This is a genomic window from Rhizobium sp. NLR16a (assembly GCF_017948245.1).
Classification (GTDB): domain Bacteria; phylum Pseudomonadota; class Alphaproteobacteria; order Rhizobiales; family Rhizobiaceae; genus Rhizobium.
This window is the reverse complement of the sequence record NZ_CP072865.1, coordinates 4,022,080-4,039,290: the sequence shown is the minus strand read 5'-3', so window position 1 is coordinate 4,039,290 and position 17,211 is coordinate 4,022,080. Positions and strand designations below refer to the sequence as shown.

Annotated in this window: 14 protein-coding genes; 8 read left to right on the top strand and 6 right to left on the bottom strand. The window is 62.5% G+C overall.

From position 1 onward, the window contains the following. Positions 1–29: 29 nt before the first annotated feature. The 3 genes from J7U39_RS19605 to J7U39_RS19595 form a co-directional block, all read right to left on the bottom strand. Complete coding sequence (locus tag J7U39_RS19605) at positions 30–1,193, bottom strand: dihydrodipicolinate synthase family protein (protein WP_210629687.1); 1,164 nt, start codon at positions 1,191–1,193, stop codon at positions 30–32. 3 nt (positions 1,194–1,196) lie between these two features. Next, the gene (locus J7U39_RS19600) at positions 1,197–2,345 is read right to left on the bottom strand and encodes a Gfo/Idh/MocA family oxidoreductase (protein ID WP_210629686.1); all 1,149 of its coding nucleotides are present in this window, start codon (positions 2,343–2,345) and stop codon (positions 1,197–1,199) included. 131 nt (positions 2,346–2,476) lie between these two features. Next, positions 2,477–3,154 carry a TetR/AcrR family transcriptional regulator gene (locus tag J7U39_RS19595; RefSeq protein ID WP_210629685.1) on the bottom strand — a complete coding sequence of 226 codons (678 nt, stop codon included), beginning with the start codon at positions 3,152–3,154 and terminating at the stop codon, positions 2,477–2,479. 306 nt (positions 3,155–3,460) lie between these two features. Here J7U39_RS19595 and J7U39_RS19590 point away from each other — a divergent pair, with 306 nt between their 5' ends. The 7 genes from J7U39_RS19590 (at position 3,461) to J7U39_RS19560 (ending at position 12,219) form a co-directional block, all read left to right on the top strand. Continuing rightward, positions 3,461–4,747 (top strand): extracellular solute-binding protein, encoded by a 1,287-nt coding sequence (locus tag J7U39_RS19590; protein ID WP_210629684.1) that lies wholly within the window; start codon positions 3,461–3,463, stop codon positions 4,745–4,747. A gap of 6 nt (positions 4,748–4,753) precedes the next feature. Beyond that, the gene (locus tag J7U39_RS19585) at positions 4,754–5,713 is read left to right on the top strand and encodes a sugar ABC transporter permease (protein WP_210629683.1); all 960 of its coding nucleotides are present in this window, start codon (positions 4,754–4,756) and stop codon (positions 5,711–5,713) included. A 1-nt stretch (position 5,714) separates the two neighbouring features. Then, on the top strand, positions 5,715–6,593 hold the full coding sequence (locus tag J7U39_RS19580) for a carbohydrate ABC transporter permease (RefSeq protein WP_210631714.1): 879 nt from the start codon (positions 5,715–5,717) through the stop codon (positions 6,591–6,593). Next, the gene (locus tag J7U39_RS19575; protein ID WP_210629682.1) at positions 6,593–7,690 is read left to right on the top strand and encodes a Gfo/Idh/MocA family oxidoreductase; all 1,098 of its coding nucleotides are present in this window, start codon (positions 6,593–6,595) and stop codon (positions 7,688–7,690) included. Before J7U39_RS19580 ends, J7U39_RS19575 begins: the two co-directional genes overlap by 1 nt. 26 nt (positions 7,691–7,716) lie before the next feature. Next, the gene (gene ugpC, locus J7U39_RS19570; RefSeq protein WP_210629681.1) at positions 7,717–8,793 is read left to right on the top strand and encodes a sn-glycerol-3-phosphate ABC transporter ATP-binding protein UgpC; all 1,077 of its coding nucleotides are present in this window, start codon (positions 7,717–7,719) and stop codon (positions 8,791–8,793) included. A 99-nt stretch (positions 8,794–8,892) separates the two neighbouring features. Continuing rightward, positions 8,893–9,768, top strand: coding sequence for a phosphotransferase (locus J7U39_RS19565; RefSeq protein WP_210629680.1), 876 nt, complete (start codon positions 8,893–8,895; stop codon positions 9,766–9,768). After that, complete coding sequence (locus J7U39_RS19560) at positions 9,769–12,219, top strand: FAD-dependent oxidoreductase (protein ID WP_210629679.1); 2,451 nt, start codon at positions 9,769–9,771, stop codon at positions 12,217–12,219. Between the two features lie 173 nt (positions 12,220–12,392). On the opposite strand, the gene J7U39_RS19555 is transcribed toward J7U39_RS19560, so the two are convergent. Continuing rightward, a complete protein-coding gene (locus J7U39_RS19555; protein WP_210629678.1) occupies positions 12,393–13,850 on the bottom strand; it encodes a mannitol dehydrogenase family protein in 1,458 nt (485 codons plus the stop codon). Beyond that, a complete protein-coding gene (gene uxaC, locus J7U39_RS19550) occupies positions 13,847–15,262 on the bottom strand; it encodes a glucuronate isomerase (RefSeq protein ID WP_210629677.1) in 1,416 nt (471 codons plus the stop codon). The genes J7U39_RS19555 and uxaC overlap by 4 nt, the downstream gene beginning before the upstream one ends. A gap of 180 nt (positions 15,263–15,442) precedes the next feature. Here uxaC and J7U39_RS19545 point away from each other — a divergent pair, with 180 nt between their 5' ends. Further along, entirely contained in the window at positions 15,443–15,652 is a 210-nt protein-coding gene (locus tag J7U39_RS19545; protein WP_210629676.1) for a SlyX family protein, read from the top strand. Positions 15,653–15,695: 43 nt separating this feature from the next. On the opposite strand, the gene J7U39_RS19540 is transcribed toward J7U39_RS19545, so the two are convergent. Continuing rightward, positions 15,696–17,177, bottom strand: coding sequence for an NAD-dependent succinate-semialdehyde dehydrogenase (locus J7U39_RS19540; protein WP_210629675.1), 1,482 nt, complete (start codon positions 17,175–17,177; stop codon positions 15,696–15,698). Between the last annotated feature and the right edge of the window lie 34 nt (positions 17,178–17,211).

Below are 17,211 nucleotides of genomic sequence, written 5' to 3'. Positions count from 1 at the left end.
TCATTCTCCTTCCGTCAGGTATAGCGGCGTCAGTTGACGCCGTGGACCGCGAGCACCTGGCGCATGCGGCTTGCGGCGAGTTCGGGATCAGCAAGAACCCGCGCCTTGTCGGCCAGTCGGAAGAGTTCGGCCAGATGCGCCAGCGAGCGGGTGCTCTGCTGGCCGCCGACCATGACGAAATGATCTTGCAGACCGTTGAGATAGGCGAGGAAGACGACGCCGGTCTTGTAGAAGCGGGTCGGCGTCTTGAAGATGTGGCGCGATAGCGGAACGGTCGGCTCGAGAAGGTCGAAGAATTCGTGGTTGCTCTTGCGGCCGAGCGCGTCGAGCGCAGCCGAAGCTGCCGGGGCGATGGCGTCGAAAATGCCGAGCAGCGCGTCGGAATGGCCCTCTTCGTCGCCGGCGATCAATTCCGCATAGTTGAAATCGTCGCCGGTATACATGCGCACGGATCTCGGCAGTTGCCGGCGCATGGTCACTTCCTTCTCCTTGGAAAGCAGCGAGATCTTGATGCCGTCGACCTTTGCAGCATTGGCTTCGATCACCTGCAGACACGTTTCCATTGCCTTCAGGTGATCGCCATTGCCCCAGTATCCCTCGAGCGCCGGGTCGAACATTTCTCCCAGCCAGTGGATGATGACGGGTTCCTTGACCTGGCGAAGGATGCGGTCATAGACCCTGATATAGTCGTCCGGCCCCTTGGCCGCGACGGCAAGCGCCCGACTTGCCATCAGGATGATGCGGCCGCCGGCCGCCTCCACCGTTTCGATCTGCTCTTCATAGGCCCTGATGATCGTGTCGATGGTCACGTCCGGACCGGGTGACAGATGATCGGTGCCGGCGCCGCAGGCGATCAGCGCGTCCTTGCGGCCGGCCGCCTCGGCAAGCGCCCGGCGGATGAGGTCGCGGGCTTCCGGCCAGCCGAGGCCCATGCCGCGCTGTGCCGTATCCATCGCTTCGGCGACGCCGAGGCCGAGATCCCAGAGCCGGTGCCGGAAGGCGAGCGTCCGCTCCCAATCGATCGCCGGCGTCAGCCAGGGATCGTTGTCGGCAAGCGGATCGGCGACCACATGGGCAGCGGCAAAGGCGATGCGCGGAAAGCTCTTGGCATCGCGTTTTTTGAGTTCGATCGGCGTGCCGGCGAGCGCGTAGGGAACGATCTTGCCGTCGAGGGGAAGGTTGATCGTGCTCACGGCTCAGAACTCCAGTGCGGGGACGTCGAGCCAGCGGCGCTCGGCCCAGGATTTCAGCCCGAGTTCGGCGAGCTGCACGCCCTTGGCGCCGGCTTCCAGCCCGTAGGGCCACGGCGCGTCTTCGACCACGTGGCGGATGAACATTTCCCACTGCGCCTTGAAACCATTGTCGAAGGCCTGGGTATCCGGAACCTCATCCCAGGTCTTGTAGAAGTCGATCGTCTGCGGCTGGTCGGGATTCCAGACCGGCTTCGGCGTGTTGACACGGTGCTGGCTCCAGCATTTCGTCAGGCCGGCGACGGCCGAGCCATGCGTGCCGTCGACCTGGAAGGTGACGAGGTCGTCGCGGCGCACGCGAACGGCCCAGGAGGAGTTGATCTGGGCGATCGCCCCGCCGTCGAGCTCGAAGGTCGCATAGGCCGCATCGTCGGTGTCGCAATCATACGGCTTGCCCTGCTCGTCGATGCGCCGCGGAATATGCGTGGCGCCGAGGCAGGAGACGGCCTTGACCTCGCCGAACAGGTTGTCCAGCACGTAGCGCCAGTGGCAGAGCATATCGAGGATGATGCCGCCGCCGTCGGCCTTGCGGTAGTTCCAGGAAGGGCGCTGGGCGGGCACGCCCCAATCGCCTTCGAAGACCCAGTAGCCGAATTCGCCGCGCACCGAGAGGATCTTGCCGAAGAAGCCGGAATCCTTCAGCAGCGCCAGCTTTCGCAGGCCGGGCAGGAAGAGCTTGTCCTGCACGACGCCGTGCTTGAGGCCGGAGCGCCGTGCCTTGCGGGCGAGATCGATCGCAACCTGCAGATCGTCGGAAATCGGCTTTTCGCAATAGACGTGCTTGCCGGCGTCGAGCGCCTTGGACAGAAGCTCGGCGCGCATCAGCGTCGTGCCGGCATCGAAGAAGATCGTGTCGTCGGGATTGGCCAGCGCAGCATCGAGATCGGTCGACCAGCGCTTGATGGTGTGCTTTTTCGCCAGCTCTTCCATCTTGGCGCCGTTGCGGCCGACGATGATCGGGTCGATCTCGAGTTTCTCGCCCGATTTCAGCGTGATGCCGCCCTGGTCGCGGAAGGCCAGGATAGAGCGCACCAGGTGCTGGTTGTAACCCATGCGGCCGGTGACGCCGTGCAAGATGATCCCCAAGCGTGCCATATTTTCCTCCCTGCAATCTTTTGCGGTGGGAGCGGGCGTCCTCGCCCGGCCCTCCCAAGCCGGTAACTAAACGGTTACTTGATGGCAGAAGAGCGGCGAGCCTGTCAATAGCCAAATCCTGCTTTCAGTGTTCAGCGCTTGATCGAGGCGAGGGTGACGTGGACGATATGCCTTTCCCAGGCACTGAGATTGGCCGGCTCGATCAGGTCGCGGCCGAAGATCGTCGAAAGCGTGTACTGGTTGGAAAGATAGAAATAGCCGAGCGAGGCGATCGTCAGATAGACGTGCAGGGGATCGGCGGTCTCGATGAAGACACCCTGTTTCTTGCCCTGCTCGAGCACCTGCGACAGCTCGCCGATCAGATGCGAATGCAGCTCCTTGAGCCGGACGGACTGGCGCAGCCACCGGGCGCGATGCAGGTTTTCGGTGCCGAGCAGGCTCAGGAATTCGGGGTGCTCGAGGAAATAACGCCAGGTGAAGAGCGCCAGTTCGCCGATGCCTTCCTCGGGGCTGCGGTCGCCGATATGCAGCGCGCGTTCGGCCGTGCGGATGCCGACATAGGCCTCTTCGAGCACCTTGAGGTAGAGCTGCTCCTTGTCGCCGAAATAGTGGTAGAGCATGCGCTTGTTGGTGCCGGCCCGTTCGGCGATGGCGTCGACGCGGGCGCCGCCCATGCCGTTTTCGGCGAATTCCCGGGTTGCCGCATCGAGGATTGCCGCGCGTGTCCGCTCCGGATCGCGTTGGGCCGTCCGTTCCATCGACGGTCGCCGGGCTTGCTTCTTTCCGTTATTTCCCCCGCTATCGTTCATCGCTCCACCCCTGTCGTCACATGTTGCGCTCATAAGCCTTCGGTGCGAAATTGTAAAAACCGAATTTGGAAAGGCCCCTGCTGAAACAGGATGATGAGGCCTGTTAGCCCCCAAAATCATCCTGCTCCCACTTAAGCAGTGAGAGCAGGATGTCGTCCGCTCGCTTACACGTTCGGCATCATGCTTTGGCCAACACCGCTTGACAGCCTTGCCGCTTTGCACGTAGCTTGTAACCAATTAGTTATTTGCGCAAGCGAAACTAGTTTGGAAGCGTGTGGAGGCGCTTCCCTTTGGAGGAGGAAAGAAATGACTCTACGTGTAAGCAGGCGTAATTTCGTTGCGGGAAGCGCCGCGCTTCTGTCGCTCTCGGCGCTCGGAACCAGCGCCTTGGCACAGGAAAAGCGCCTGCGTCTCCTGTGGTGGGGCTCGCAGCCGCGCGCCGACCGCACCAACAAGGTATCGCAGCTCTATCAGACCAAGAATCCGGGGACGTCGATCACCGGCGAGTTCCTGGGCTGGGGCGACTACTGGCCGCGCCTTGCGACCCAGGTCGCGGGCCGCAACGCGCCGGACGTCATCCAGATGGATTACCGTTACATCGTCCAATATGCACGGCGCGGCGCGCTCGCCCCGCTTGAATCCTATATGCCTGCCAAGCTCGATCTCGGGGATTTCGACAAGGCGCAAATTGAAGGCGGCAGCGTCGACGGCCATCTCTACGGCGTCAGCCTGGGCGCGAACTCGGCTGCGACGGTGCTGAACACCACTGCCTTCAAGGAGGCCGGCGTCGATCTGCCGACCCAGGCGACCACCTGGGAGGAATTTGGTCGCATGGGTGCTGAGATTACCAAGGCAGGCAAGCGCAAGGGCATGTTCGGCATCGCCGACGGCAGCGGCGGCGAACCACTGTTCGAAAACTGGCTGCGCCAGCGCGGCAAGGCGCTTTATACCGCCGACGGCAAGATCGGATTCGACGTGGATGACGCCTCGGAATGGTACGACATGTGGGCCAAGTTCCGTGCGTCCGGCGCCTGCGTTCCGGCAGATATCCAGGCTCTCGACAAAAACGATATCGAAACCAACACGGTGTCGCTTGGCAAGGCTGCGGCCGGTTTTGCCCATTCCAACCAGTTCGTCGCCTATCAGGCAATGAACAAGGATAAGCTGGCACTGACCAACTACATGCGCATCAAGCCGGATTCGAAGGGCGGCCACTATCGCAAGCCGTCGATGTTCTTCTCGGTTTCGGCCCAGTCGAAATCCGTGGACCTGGCGGTCGATTACGTCAATTTCTTCGTCAAGAATCCCGAGGCAGCGGTTCTGCTCGACGTCGAACGCGGCATCCCGGAATCCGCTGCCATGCGCGAGGTCGTAGCAGCTAAGCTCGACGAGAATGGCAAGGTCCCGCTGGAATATGTCAGCGGCCTTGGCGACCTCGCCGGCAAATTGCCGCCGCCCCCGCCGGCCGGTGCCGGTGAAGGCGAACTCATGCTGCGCAACATCGCCGAACAGGTCGGGTTCGGGCAGTTATCTCCCGCCGATGGCGGCAAACAACTTGTTGATGAAATCACGCAGATTCTCGCACGAGGCTGATCCCGTATGAGCAATGCGATGCGCACGCCCGCAGGGGCCATACCAGTGGAAAGATATCAAGGCGCAGTGGCCGAGGGACGCTTCAGGCGTCTCTGGAACGCCAACGCGCCCGGCTATCTCTTCCTCCTTCCGTGGCTTATCGGCTTTTTCGGGCTGACGCTCGGGCCGGCCCTGATTTCGCTCTACCTCTCCTTCACCGACTTCGACATGCTGCAGTCGCCGCGGTGGGTGGGAATTGCGAATTACGTGCGCATCGCCACGGCGGATCCGAAATTTTCCGCCGCCATGCACGTCACCCTGACTTATGTCGTCTTCTCGGTGCCGTTCAAGCTGACCTTTGCCTTGCTGGTCGCCATGGCGCTAAACCGCGGCCTGCGCGGGCTGACCTTTTATCGCGCCATCTTCTACCTGCCGTCACTGCTCGGCGGCAGCGTGGCGATCGCCGTGCTCTGGCGCCAGCTTTTCGCCAGCGACGGCCTCGTCAACGCCGCGCTCGCCCAGATCGGCATCGAAGGACCAAGCTGGATCTCGCATCCGAATTATTCGATCTATACGCTGGTGGCGCTGTCCGTCTGGCAGTTCGGTTCGCCGATGATCATCTTCCTCGCCGGCCTGCGCCAGATCCCGCAGGATATGTATGAGGCGGCAAGTCTCGACGGCGCCTCGAAATTCCGTCAATTCTACAAGATCACGCTGCCGCTTCTGACGCCGGTGATCTTCTTCAACGCCGTCGTCCAGACGATCGAAGCCTTCAAGGCCTTCACGCCGGCCTTCATCATATCGGGCGGCACGGGTGGGCCGATCAATTCGACGCTATTCTACACGCTCTACCTCTATCAGGAAGCCTTCGGCAATTTCCGCATGGGCTACGCCTCGGCGCTCGCCTGGATCCTGGTGGTGATCATCGCGATCTTCACCGCCTTCTCCTTCCTGACCTCGCGTTATTGGGTGCATTACGATGACTGAGATGACCGCTCCCGTCACCGCGGCCAGGCCGCCATCGGACATCACGAAACGCAGCCTGCCCGGGTCACTCATGATCCACGCCCTGCTGATCGCCGCCTCGCTTCTGATGCTCTATCCGCTGTTGTGGATGGTCTCGGCATCGGTCAGGCCGGAAACCGAGATCTTTTCGTCGACCTCGCTCATTCCGTCATCGATCGATTTCTCGTCCTATGCGCGCGGTTGGGTCGGCCTCGATGTCAGCTTCGGCCGGTTCTTCTGGAATTCGCTCGTCATCTCGCTGCTGGTGGTGACCGGCAATGTCATCGCCTGTTCGCTGACGGCCTTCGCCTTTGCGCGGCTGCGTTTTGCCGGCCGGAATTTCTGGTTCGCGATCATGCTCGGCACGCTGATGATCCCCTATCACGTGACGCTGATCCCGCAATATGTGCTCTTCCTCAACCTTGGCTGGGTCAACACCATCCTGCCGCTTGTCGTGCCGAAGTTCCTGGCAAGCGACGCCTTCTTCATCTTTCTGATGGTGCAGTTCTTCCGTGGCATCCCGCGTGAACTCGACGAGGCGGCGATGATGGATGGCTGCAGCGCCTGGCGGATCTATTGGAAGATCATGCTGCCGCTGTCGCTGCCGGTGCTGGCAACGGCCGCCATCTTCTCCTTCATCTGGACCTGGGACGATTTCTTCGGACCACTGATCTACCTGAACGACATGAACACCTACACGATCCAGCTCGGCCTGCGCACCTTCGTGGATTCCACCAGCGCGTCGGATTGGGGTGGTCTCTTCGCCATGTCGACCCTGACGCTGGTGCCGGTGTTCTTCTTCTTCCTGTTCTTCCAACGCCTGCTGATCGAAGGCATCGCCACGACCGGCATGAAACGCTGATGGCAGTAGTGGAAAAGAGTGACATGAGCATCAAGACCGTCGCGATCGTCGGCTGCGGCATCGGCCGTTCGCATATTGTCGAAGGCTATCTGCCGCATTCCGACAAGTTCAAGGTGACGGCGATCTGCGATCTGAACGAAGAACGCCTGGCGGCCGTCGGCGACGAGTTCGGCATCGAACGCCGCACCACCTCTTTCCAGGCGCTGCTGGCCGACGACACGATCGACATCATCGATATCTGCACCCCTCCCGGCATCCATCTGGAACAGGTGGTCGCGGCCCTGGCGGCCGGCAAGCACGTCGTCTGCGAAAAGCCGCTGACGGGCTCCCTTGCCGGGGTCGATACCATCATGGAGGCGGAAAAAACCGCCAAAGGCGTGCTGATGCCGATCTTCCAGTACCGCTACGGCGACGGCATCCAGAAGGCCAAGCGGATCATCGATGCCGGCATTGCCGGCAAGCCCTATACGGCATCTGTCGAAACCTTCTGGCTGCGCAAGCCCGAATATTACGCCGTGCCCTGGCGCGGCAAATGGGCGACGGAGCTTGGCGGCGTGCTCGTCACCCATGCCTTGCATCTGCATGATATGCTGATGCATTTGATGGGCCCGGCGGCAAGGGTTTTCGGCCGGGTGGCCACCCGTGTCAACGATATCGAGGTCGAGGACTGCGCCTCCGCCAGCCTGCTGATGGAAAACGGCGCCTTCGTCTCGCTGTCCTGCACGCTCGGTTCGCAGGAACAGATCAGCCGGCTGAGACTGCATTTTGAAAACGTCACCTTCGAAAGCACGCACGAACCCTACACGCCAGGCAAGGATCCCTGGAAAATCATCGCCGCCAACGATGACGTCCGCGAAAAGATCGATCGGGTGGTCGGCGACTGGCAGCCCGTCGCGCCGCGTTTCACCACACAGATGGGCCAGTTCCATGCCTTCCTCAGCGGCCAGGGGCCGTTGCCGGTGACATCGAAGGATGCGCGCCGCGCGCTGGAACTCGTCACCGCCATCTACCAGTCATCGGACAGCGGCGCCGAAGTGCCGCTGCCGGTCGGTCCCGACAGTCCCAAATACGCCGATTGGCGCGCAAGAACGAAGTAACCTGCAAAAGAGAGGGTTTTGAGACGATGGCAACCAGTGTCGTTCTTCAGAAGGTCGAGAAGCGCTACGGCTCGCTGGATGTGATCCATGGCATCGACCTGGCGATCGATCCCGGCGAATTCGTCGTTTTCGTCGGCCCCTCGGGCTGTGGGAAATCGACCCTTCTGCGCATGATCGCCGGCCTCGAGGAGATCACCGGTGGGGCGCTGCTGCTCGACAGCGAGCGCATGAACGAGGTGGCGCCGGCCAAGCGCGGCATCGCCATGGTCTTCCAGTCCTATGCGCTCTATCCCCACATGTCGGTTTACAAGAACCTCGCTTTCGGCCTGGAGACGGCCGGTTACAAGAAGGCCGAGATCCAGCCGAAGGTGAAGCGCGCCGCCGAAATCCTGCAGATCGAGAAGCTGCTGGAGCGCAAGCCGAAGGCGCTCTCCGGCGGCCAACGCCAGCGCGTGGCGATCGGCCGCGCCATCGTGCGCGAGCCACGCATCTTCCTGTTCGACGAACCGCTGTCGAACCTCGATGCCGAACTGCGTGTGCAGATGCGTGTCGAGATCTCCCGCCTGCACCGGCAGCTTGGCAACACCATGATCTACGTCACCCATGACCAGGTCGAGGCGATGACGATGGCCGACAAGATCGTCGTCTTGAATTCCGGCCGCATCGAGCAGGTCGGCGCGCCGCTCGATCTCTACAACAACCCGGCCAACCGCTTCGTCGCCGGCTTTATCGGCAGCCCGAAGATGAACTTTTTGCAGGCGCGCATCGAAGAGGTCGGCGGGGCCGAAACCAGTATTCATGTCTGCGGCAATTCCGTCCGCCTGCCGCGCCGGCTGAGGGGCGAGGCCGGCGAGGCCGTCACCTTCGGCATCCGCCCCGAGCATCTGTCCCTCACGCAGGGCACCATCACGCTTTCGACCGTCAATGTCGATCTCGTCGAAAATCTCGGCGGCGCCACCATGCTCTATACGACGACGCCGGACGGACAGCTCCTGACGATTGCCCTCGACGGTCAGCAGAAGGTCGAGCGTGGCACCAATGTGCAGGCCTTCTTCGATCCGGCCCGCTGCCACGTCTTCGACGCTGCCGGCAAGACGATCTGACCCTATAGCCCCTTCGCGCGTCCGGAAGGACGCGCGCCGCGGCTTGACAGCCTATCCCGCTCTGCCCCATCATTTTGCAAGCGCCGCAAGGGGGATAGCATGACGCCTGAGGATAGGATTCATGCGCTTGGCATCTGGCAGGGTCCGATTGAAATTTCGCCAATATCCGGTGGCATCACCAACAGGAACTATCTGGTTAGCGATGCCGTCGTGCGCTGCGTGGTGAGACTCGGCGCCGATATTCCGATCCACCACATCATCAGGCAGAACGAGCTTGCCGCAAGCCGCGCGGCGCATGCCGCCGGCCTGTCGCCTGCCGTCATCCACCATTCGCCCGGGGTGCTGGTGCTCGACTATGTCGAGGCGCGGGCGCTGTCGCCCGAGGATATCAGGGCACCTGACATGCTGGCCCGGGTCGTGCCGCTGCTGCGCGCCTGCCACCATGACATCGCGCGGCATTTCCGCGGCCCGGCGATGATCTTCTGGGTCTTCCACGTCATCCGCGATTACGCCGCCAGCCTGAAGGAATCGGGCAGCCTCCACCTTCCGCTGCTGCCGGCGTTGATCGGCAAGGCCGAGATGCTGGAAGCAGCGGCAGGGCCGTTCGAGATCGCCTTCGGCCATAACGATTTGCTGGCCGCCAATTTTCTCGATGACGGCAAGCGGCTCTGGCTGATCGACTGGGATTATGCCGGCTTCAACACGCCGCTGTTCGATCTCGGCGGATTGGCCTCCAACAACGAGTTCTCGCAAGCCGCCGAGCAGATGATGCTCGAGGGCTATTTCGACCGGCCGCTGACCGATGAGCTGAGCCGCCGCTACGGCGCGATGAAATGCGCCTCGCTGCTGCGCGAGACGCTCTGGAGCATGATTTCGGAAATCCACTCCACCATCGATTTCGACTATGCCGCCTATACGGCCGAGAATCTGGCGCGCTTCGAGTGCGCCTATCAAGCCTTTGAACAGGATCCATAAATGACGAGACAATTACCGAAGACGGCAAAGGCCGTGGTCATCGGCGGCGGCATCATCGGCTGCTCGACAGCCTATCATCTCGGCAAGCTCGGCTGGACCGATACCGTGCTGCTCGAACGCAAGAAGCTGACCTCGGGCACCACCTTTCATGCCGCCGGACTCGTCGGCCAGCTGCGCACCAGCGCCAACATCACCCAGTTGCTCGGCTACTCCGTCGATCTCTACAAGCGGCTGGAAGAGGAAACGGGCCTCGGCACCGGCTGGAAGATGAACGGCGGCCTGCGCCTTGCCTGCAACGAGGAGCGCTGGACGGAGGTCAAGCGCCAGGCGACCACCGCCCAGTCCTTCGGCCTCGAAATGCAGTTGCTGACGCCGCAGGAGGCTTTCGATCTCTGGCCGCTGATGACGATTGACGATCTCGTCGGCGCCGCCTTCCTTCCGACGGACGGTCAGGCCAATCCTTCCGATATCACCCAGGCGCTGGCGAAAGGCGCCCGCATAGCAGGCGTTTCGATCTTCGAGGATACCGAAGTCCTCGACCTCGAGATCGACAAGGGACGAATCCGCGCCGTTGTGACCGCCGAGGGACGTATCGAATGCGAGCGCGTCGTCGTCTGCGCCGGCCAATGGACGCGCGCCTTTGGCCAGCGTTTCGGCGTCAACGTGCCGCTGGTCTCGGTCGAGCACCAATATATCATCACCGAATCCTTCGGCGTGCCCTCCAACCTGCCGACGCTGCGCGATCCCGATCGCCTGACCTATTACAAGGAGGAGGTCGGCGGCATCATCATGGGCGGCTATGAGCCCAATCCCATTCCCTGGGCGAAGCAGGGCATCCCGGAGGGTTTCCATTACACGCTGCTGGATAGCAATTTCGACCATTTCGAGCAGATCATGGAACAAGCGCTCGGCCGCGTTCCGGCGCTGGAGGATGTCGGCGTCAAGCAGTTGCTGAACGGCCCGGAAAGTTTTACGCCTGACGGTAACTTCATTCTCGGTGAGGCGCCGGAGCTGAAGAACTTCTTCGTCGGCGCCGGTTTCAACGCCTTCGGCATTGCCTCGGCCGGCGGCGCCGGCATGGCGCTCGCCGAATGGGTGACGAAGGGCGAGCCGCCCTATGATCTCTGGCCGGTCGACATCCGCCGCTTCGGTCGCCCGCACTTCGATACCGACTGGGTGCGCACCCGCACGCTCGAAGCCTATGGCAAGCACTACACCATGGCCTGGCCTTTCGAGGAGCATTCGAGCGGCCGCCCCTGCCGCAAATCGCCGCTCTATGACCGGCTGAAGGCGCAAGGCGCCTGTTTCGGCGAAAAGCTCGGCTGGGAGCGGCCGAATTGGTTTGCCGATCTCTTCGCCAATGAGGAGCCGAAGGATATCTACAGCTACGGCAGGCAGAACTGGTTCGATGCCGTCGGTCGCGAGCATAAGGCGGTGCGCGAGGCGGCCGTCATCTTCGACCAGACCTCCTTCGCCAAATTCGTGCTGAAGGGCAGGGATGCCGAGGCGGCACTCTCCTGGATTGCCGCCAACGATGTTGCAAGGCCCGTGGGATCGCTCATCTACACGCAGATGCTGAACGACAAGGGCGGAATCGAATGCGATCTGACCGTCGCCCGCATCGCCGAGGACGAATATTACATCGTCACCGGCACCGGTTTCGCCACCCACGACTTCAATTGGATCGCCCGCAATATTCCGGCGGAGATGCATGCCGAGCTGGTCGAGGTCACCTCGGCCTATTCCGTGCTGTCGCTGATGGGACCGAATGCACGCGCGGTGCTGGAAAAGGTGACAGGCAGCGATGTCTCGAATGCCGCCTTCCCCTTCGGTCATGTCAGAACCATCGGCATATCGGGCTGCCCGGTGCGAGCATTGCGCATCACCTATGTCGGCGAGCTCGGCTACGAACTGCATGTTCCCATTGAATATGCGACCACGGTCTATGACGTGCTGATGGCATCAGGCGGCGAATTCGGCCTCGTCAATGCCGGCTATCGCGCCATCGAGAGCTGCCGCCTGGAAAAGGGCTATCGCGCCTGGGGCTCCGATATCGGCCCCGACCACACGCCGGTTGAAGCCGGCCTCGGCTGGGCGGTGAAGATCAGGAAGAACATTCCGTTCCGCGGCCGCGAGGCGATCGAGCGGCAGCTTGCAGACGGCGTCAAGAAGCGCCTCGCCTGCTTCGTTCCCGACGATCCCGATACCGTGCTGCTCGGCCGTGAAACCATCTATCGCAACGGCAAACGTGTCGGCTGGCTCTCGAGCGGCGGCTTCGGTTATACGCTTGGGAAGGCGATCGGCTACGGCTATGTCCGCGACCCGGAGGGCGTGACGGAGGATTTCGTTCTCGCCGGCACTTATGAACTCGATGTCGCCAGGGAGCGCATTCCCTGCAAGGTGTCGCTGGCGCCGCTCTACGATCCCGATATGACGCGGGTGAAGGCTTGACCATGCGGTATGGCGGAGAAGAAAGAGCAACCCTGAACTTCCTACGGCCTGAATAGAGTTCCCCGCGCCCAGGGACTTGGGCGCACTGGATCCCTGTGACGAGCACAGCGATGACGGAGGAGAGGGTATGCCGTGTGGCACACCCTCTCTTTTGCCGAAAAGACTCACACTTCTTAAAACAGCGGCAGCCGGTCGTCCTGGATTAGGATCTCCAACTTGTCCGAGACATCCTGCGTCCAGGCCCGATGTCCGGTCAAAGCCGCCGGGAAAAGGCCGGGGAGGGTGAAGAGCGCCGCCGAAATCGCCGGGCCGGTGCGCGGGACGTCGGCAATCAGCGCGGCGATCTCAGCAGCGCGGGGATCGCGCAGCTCATAGCGCTCGCCATTGCCATGTTCGCCGATCGCATAACGCATCCACGCCGCGACGGCGATCGCGTAGGTCTCCGCCCGGTCGCCAAGGGCAAGCGCCTCGCATGCCGGCTCCAGCAGCCGCTGTGGCAGTTTCTGCGTGCCGTCCATGGCGATTTGATAGGTGCGGTGCGCGATCGCCTTATTTGCAAAGCGTGCTATCAATTCATTGGCGTAGTCATCGAGATCGATGCCCGGCACCGCGTCCAGTGTGCGCGCCGCCGCGTGCATGTGGCGGTAGGCAAGCGCCGCCAGGCCGGCATCATCCATAACGTCTCGGATGAATTCATAGCCGCCGATATAACCGAGATAGGCGAGCAGCGAATGGGCTCCGTTCAGCATCCTGAGCTTCATTTTTTCGTAAGCCGAGACTTCCTCGACCATCAGCGCGCCGCGTACCTTTTCCCAGGCCGGACGGCCATTGGCGAAATGGTCTTCGATGACCCATTGCGTAAAGGGTTCCGTCTCGACCGCCGCCATGTCGGTGCGGCCCGTCAGCCGCTCGGCATCGGCATAGGTCGCTTCGGTGCTTGCCGGCGTGATGCGGTCGACCATCGTCGAGGGGAAGGGCACATTCGCTTCGATCCAGCGATGCAGGTCGGCATCGATGCGCGAAGTGAATTCCAGCACGAGGCGTTTCAGCACGGCGCCGTTGCTCGGCAGATTGTCGCAGCTGAGCGGCGTAAAGGGGGCGATGCCCTTCTGCCGTCGGCGCGCCAGTCCTTCGACGAGATAACCGATGACGCCGCGCGGCGCATGCCGATTGGCGAGGTCGGCAACGACATCGGGATGCTTGAGGTCGAGGCCGCCGGTTGCGGGATCGAAGCCATAGGCCTTTTCCGTGACCGTCATACTGACGATGCGGATGGCAGGGTCCTCGAGCCGCGCCAGCAGGCCGGCCGGATCGCGTGGCGCCACATGCGCCTTCAGGATCGAGCCGATCACTTCGGCCGTCGTGCCTGATGTATCGCGGATCAGCATCGTATAAAGCCCGTTCTGGGCGGAGAGATTGTCCGCGACATCGGGCGTGCGCAGGCTCGCCACCTCAATGCCCCAGTCGCCGCCGGCTGCTGCGAGTGCAGCATCCGTGAAGGGCGCGAAATGGGCGCGGAAGAAGGCGCCCGGGCCGAGATGCAGGATGCCAGCCTTCAGCGCATTCCTGTTATAGGCGGGAAGCTTCGCCGTCGGCGCAAGGCCGGTCACGTTCTGCAGTCTGTCGCTCACAGCTTGTAGGCCTTCTTTGCATTGTCATAGGAGAGTTCACGCGCCACGATCTCGGCTTCCTTCCCGGAAATCCGATGCTCGGCTGCGAGTTGAGCGAGGAAGCGGCAGACTTCACGGCGCCAGACGTCGTGGCGGGCCGGGATCGACAGCAGCGCCCGCGTGTCATCGTTGAAACCTGCCATATTGGCGAAACCGGCCGTCTCTACCACCTGGTCGAGATAGCGACGGATGCCGAGCGGGCTGTCATGGAACCACCAGGGCGGGCCCACCATCAGGCAGGCCCAATGGCCGGCCATCGGCGCCAGCTCTCGCGCATAGGTCGTCTCGTCGAGCGTGAAAAGCAGGATGCGCAGGCCCGGCGCATGGCCATATTTGGAAAGCAGCGCATTCAAGCCTCCGACCCAGTCCGTGCGTGTCGGGATATCGGCGCCCATATTGGGGCCGCGGGTGGCAAAGAGTCCGCTGTCGGTATTGCGTCGCGAGCCGGCATGGATCTGCATCACCATGCCGTCCTCGGCCGAGAGACCGGCCATCTCGGTCATCATCTGGCCGCGGAAAAGCTCGGCCTCAACAGCCGAAAGCGGGCCCTTCAATGCCTTGTCGAGCAACGCCTGCTTTTCGGCCAGTGGCAGATCAGCGGTGAAGGCTGTCGGCACGCCGTGATCGGTGGCAGTCGCGCCGAACTTGCGGAAATAGGCGCGCCGGCGCCGATGCGCCTCGATCAGGCCGTCCCAGTTCGTCACGTCGGCGCCGGTGATTTCTCCGAACTTGAGGAGATTGTCGCGGAAACCGACGGCATCAGGATCGGTGACGCTGTCCGGCCGGTAGGTGGTGCGCACCTTACCGATCCAGCCCTCCGCCGCCATCTTCTGGTGATGGACAAGCGGGTCGAGCGCACCTTCGGTCGTCGCGATCGTTTCGATGCCGAATCGCTGATGCAGCGCCCGCGGGCGGAATTCGGGACGGGCGAGCTGGGCATTGATGTGATCGTAAAGCGCATCGGCATTATCCGCCGTCAGCGGTTCGGTGCAGCCGAGCACGGCCGACATTGCATGATCAACCCAGAGGCTCGAGGGCGTTCCGCGGAAGAGATGGTAATGCTTGGCAAAGGTCCGCCAGATCGCCCGCCCCTCAGCCACCGGCTTGCCGTCGAGCCTGGGAACACCGAGCTCGTCCAAGGTGACGCCGACGCTGTGCAGCATGCGGAAAAGATAGTGATCGGGAATGACCAGCAGCGAAGCGGCGTCTTCAAACGGCTTATCGTCGGCGAACCAGGACGGCTCGGTGTGCCCATGCGGGCTGACGATCGGAAGATTGCGCACCGTCTCGTAGAGGTCTCGCGCGATGGTCCGTGTCGCCGGGTCGGCCGGAAAGAGCCGGTCCGGATGAAGAAAGCCGTTGCCTGCATCCATCAGTATTCCTCCCTGATGGATTAGGGCCTACCCCACTACATCGGGCACGGCAAGGTCTTTCAGTAACCAAACGGTTCAGTTTTGCGCATGGCCGCGCCGGGGATCGAAAACATTGACGCGGCGGCCTATTTCCGGTTTGGGAGAACCATCTGTTCTGCCGGTGTCGGCAAAGGAGGATCGATGTCCGACGAGACCAACCGCATCACCCGGCTGGAGGAAATGCTGGCCCATCAGGCAAAGACGATCGAGGAGCTTTCCGATCAGCTCGCCGAACAATGGAAGAGCGTGGAGCAGATGCGCACCAAGCTCGAACGGTTGACAGAACGCTTCCTGTCGCTGGAGGAGCAGTCGCTGGACGCGCCGGCCATCACTCGTCCGCCGCATTATTGAAAACACGCGGCGGAATGCCGCGTGCTCTCGGTACAGGGGCCGATCAGACGCCGCCAATGCAGAGATATTTCATCTCTAGATAATCGTCGGCGCCATGGCGGGAGCCCTCGCGGCCGAGACCGGATTGCTTGATGCCGCCGAAGGGCGCCGTCTCGGATGACATCAGCCCGGTATTGATGCCGATCATGCCGTATTCCAGCGCCTCCGCCACCCGCCAGACCTTCTTCAGGTCACCGGCATAGAAGTAGGCGGCCAGGCCGAATTCGGTGTCGTTGGCCTGAGCGATGACGTCCTCGGCCGTCTCGAAGCGGAAGAGCGGCGCCACCGGCCCGAAGGTTTCCTCGCGCGCCACCGTCATGCCGCGGGTCACGCCGGTCAGCACCGTCGGCGCAAAGAAGGTGCCGGCGCCGTCGATGCGCTTGCCGCCGGTCAGAACCTTGGCGCCCTTGGCCAGCGCGTCGCCGACATGGTCCTCCACCTTGGCAAGACCCTGCTCGTCGATCAGCGGCCCGATCTCGACACCGGGCTTGAACCCGTCCCCGACCGACAACTCGGCGACCTTGGCGGCAAGCTTCGCGGCAAAGGCGTCATAGACGCTGGACTGGATATAGAGGCGGTTGGCGCAAACGCAGGTCTGGCCGGCATTGCGATATTTGGAGGCGATCGCGCCCTCGACGGCGGCGTCGAGATCGGCATCGTCGAAGACAATGAACGGCGCGTTGCCACCGAGCTCCAGGCTCACCTTCTTGATCTGGTCAGCGCATTGCCGCATCAGGATGCGGCCGACTTCCGTCGAGCCGGTGAAGCTGATCTTGCGCACTTTCTCATTGCCGCAGAGCTCTCGGCCGATTGCCGGCCCGTCGAGCCCGACGATCAGATTGAAGACGCCGGCGGGAATGCCGGCCTGTTCGGCGAGCACGGCGAGGGCAATCGCAGTCAGCGGAGTCTGCTCGGCCGGCTTCGAGACGACAGTGCAGCCGACGGCAAGCGCCGGGGCGATCTTGCGGGCAATCATCGCCGCCGGGAAATTCCACGGTGTGATCGTGCCGACGACGCCGACCGGCTGCTTGATGACGATCATGCGCTTATCCTGGGAAGGCGCCGGGATCGTCTCGCCGTAGATGCGCTTGGCCTCTTCCGCATACCATTCGATATAGGCGGCGGCATAAAGGATCTCACCGCGCGCTTCGGGGAAGGGCTTGCCCATTTCGGCCGTCAGGATCGCCGCGAGCGCGTCGGCATTGGCGACGATCAGGTCGAACCATTTGCGCAGGATCTGGCTGCGTTCCTTGGCGGGGCGGGCAGCCCAGGCCGGCTGGGCAGCATAGGCCGCATCGATCGCCGCCCGCGTTTCGGCTGCGCCCATATCGGGGAGGGAGGCGAGCAGCTCGCCGGTTGCCGGGTTCAGAACGTCGAAGGTCTTTGCGGCGTCGCCCGACGTCCAGACGCCGTTGATATAGCCGGCATCGCGCAGCAGCGGCGAGGAAAAGGCAATGTGCCTGGTCAGTGCGGTAGTGAAAGCCATATCATATCTCCTTGGGAGCGGCTGCCGATCGCCG